General features: G+C 52.6%; 2 protein-coding genes. Both read right to left on the bottom strand.

The window, feature by feature from the left end; translation table 11 throughout:
* Positions 1 to 107: 107 nt before the first annotated feature.
* Entirely contained in the window at positions 108 to 2,108 is a 2,001-nt protein-coding gene (gene acs / locus HWQ67_RS15615; protein WP_218253613.1) for an acetate--CoA ligase, read from the bottom strand.
* A gap of 406 nt (positions 2,109 to 2,514) precedes the next feature.
* Positions 2,515 to 2,836: L,D-transpeptidase Cds6 family protein (locus tag HWQ67_RS15610; protein ID WP_218253612.1), on the bottom strand; the 322-nt coding region annotated here is incomplete at its 5' end.

Below are 2,836 nucleotides of genomic sequence, written 5' to 3'. Positions count from 1 at the left end.
GCCCCCTTGCAGGGGGTTCTGAAGGGGGGCGGAGGGGGTGGGGCACCCCTGCCACAAACCGCCCCTTTCTTTCCTTCTTCTTAGGGGGGTGAACTATTACCTTTCTTTTATTGTTTCCCTTTGACGAGGTCGTCCACGACCATGGGGTCAGCCAGGGTGCTTGTGTCGCCGAGATGTTCGAGTTCACCCTTTGCTATGTTTCTGAGAATCCTGCGCATTATTTTACCGCTCCTGGTCTTTGGCAGAGACGGGGAGAACTGCACCTTATCCGGTGAGGCGATAGGCCCTATGACATGCCTGACGTGTTCAACGAGTCTGCCCTTAAGCTCCTCTGAGGATTGATACCCCTCCTTGAGTGTGACGTAGGCATAGAGTCCCTCTCCCTTGATGTCGTGCGGGAAGCCTACGACGGCGGCCTCTGCCACGGCCTCATGGCTTACCAGGGCCGACTCCACCTCGGCAGTGCCGATCCTGTGGCCGGAGACGTTTATGACGTCGTCAATCCTGCCCATCAGCCAGTAGTCACCGTCTTCGTCGCAACGGGCGCCATCGCCGGTAAAGTATACGCCCTTAAACCTTGAAAAATAGACGTCCCTGATCCGAATGTTGTCGGGGTCGCCATACGTGCCGCGCAAGATGCCAGGCCACGGCTTTTTGATCACGAGATATCCCCCCTGATTGACCCCGGCAGGGTCACCGTTTTCCTTTAAGATGGCAGGGACAATACCAGGAAACGGTTTTGATGCCGATCCGGGTTTAAGCGTCATTGCCCCCGGCAGCGGGGTGATCAGTATCCCTCCGGTTTCGGTCTGCCACCAGGTATCCACGATCGGCACCTCCCCTCTGCCCACCACGTTGTGATACCACATCCAGGCCTCCGGATTTATAGGCTCGCCAACCGTACCCAGGAGCCTCAACGAGGACAGGTCGTACTGTTTTACCCACTGGTCTCCTTCCTTCATGAGCGCCCTGATGGCCGTGGGAGCCGTGTAAAAGATATTAACACCGTATCTCTCTACGATGCCCCAGAATCTGCCCGGGTCAGGGTAGGTGGGAATGCCCTCAAAGATGAGCGATGTAGCGCCACTGCTTAATGGCCCGTAGACTATATAGCTGTGACCGGTTATCCAACCCACATCCGCCGTACAAAAGTAGACGTCCTCGTCTCTGTAGTCAAATATCCACTTAAACGTCAACTGCGTATAGAGCAGATAGCCCGCCGTTGTGTGCAGAACACCCTTGGGCTTACCCGTTGACCCCGACGTGTAGAGTATAAACAGGGGGTCTTCGGCATCCATCCATTCAGGCTCACAGTAGTGTGTTATCTGTTTGTCATTGATCTCCTCATGCCACCAGAAGTCCCGCCGCATACCCTGTTTATCGTTCATTGATACCGTGGTTGGGGCCGACGTCTGGGTCTTTACGACGATCACCTTTTCGATCGAAGGACAGTATTCAACGGCCTCATCGGCATTGCTCTTAAGCGGGACGAGCTTGCCACCACGGCTGCCATAGTCAGCGGTGATCAGCATCTTGGCCTGGCAGTCTATAATCCTGTCCCTGAGAGACTGCGCACTGAAACCACCAAAGACAACACTGTGTATCGCCCCTATACGTGCACATGCCAGCATGCTTATGACGACCTCCGGCACCATGGGCAGGTAGATCATCACCCTGTCGCCCTTTTGTATGCCGTGCCTTTTCAGGACGTTGGCAAACTTGTTCACCTCGTAGTAGAGCTGCTGGTAGGTGTAGGTCTTGTTCAGGATGCCGTAGTTGGACTCCCATATAATGGCGGCCTTATTCTTGTAGCCGGACTTGACGTGTCTGTCCAGGCAGTTGTAAGAGACGTTGAGCTTACCACCCTCAAACCACTTTATGAATGGCTTGGTGAGGTCGTAACTCAGCGTCGTATCCCACTCCTTGAACCAGTGCAGGTGGGTCTGTGCCATCTCAGCCCAAAACCCCTCGGTGTCCTCAACAGACCGCTTGTACAATCGCTCATACTCGTCCATGTCCTTGATACAGGCCTTCTCCGAAAATTCGGCGGGAGGTGGAAACAACCTGCCCTCCGCCATCAATACCTCAATGTTGCTCTTATCTGTCATGCGTAGACCTCCTTGCATATTTTTATATGCCCATGATTAATTTGACAATGTCATATTCCAATCTCTGCAACCAAAGATGTCTGAACCACGATTTAACGGCCCGGCGACTGTAAGGAGCTGTCTGACAATAGGGGTTATCAGGATTATGTTAAAGAAGGCGTTATATCTTTCTCCTGTTCTTTCCCGCTCCAGGTCGCACCTGGTTTCATCCGTGCAATCCTGGTTCAGACAATCTGCATGTTTACTTATAATGTGACATTGTCAAAGTAAATATTTCTGTGATGAAGTAGTCACATAATTGTAAGATATTATGGGGTCAAGTGGAGGTCTGAGGAGGGGGTAGAGGGGGTGAGGCACCCCTGCCGTACACCGCCCTCCTTGCCATGTAAGTTCAACCCTACAATCCCTATCCTGCACGCCAGCCCTCAGAGACAATCTTGTACTCACCGGGGCAACCCTCCAGTATGAGTGTCTTTATGCCGTTGTCCGATACGGAGTCTGAGCTGTAGCGCTGCCTGAAGGTCACCTGCACCTTCCTCGATTCCAGGGGGGTTATATGGATATCGCCGATATCAACTTTTATAGACCCGGCTCCTTTGAATAAGGCGTTCTTGTGAATTTTCCACTGCTTACGATTCATACTGTCGGAGTAAAACGCATGGCTATAAAAACCCATGTACATCTCAATGTCTCTGGCCTGCCAACTGCTTTGCCACCTCTCTATCATG

The organism is Candidatus Magnetobacterium casense (genome assembly GCF_019173545.1).
Lineage (GTDB): Bacteria > Nitrospirota > Thermodesulfovibrionia > Thermodesulfovibrionales > Magnetobacteriaceae > Magnetobacterium > Magnetobacterium cryptolimnobacter.
This window is presented reverse-complemented; position numbering and strand designations above follow the sequence as displayed.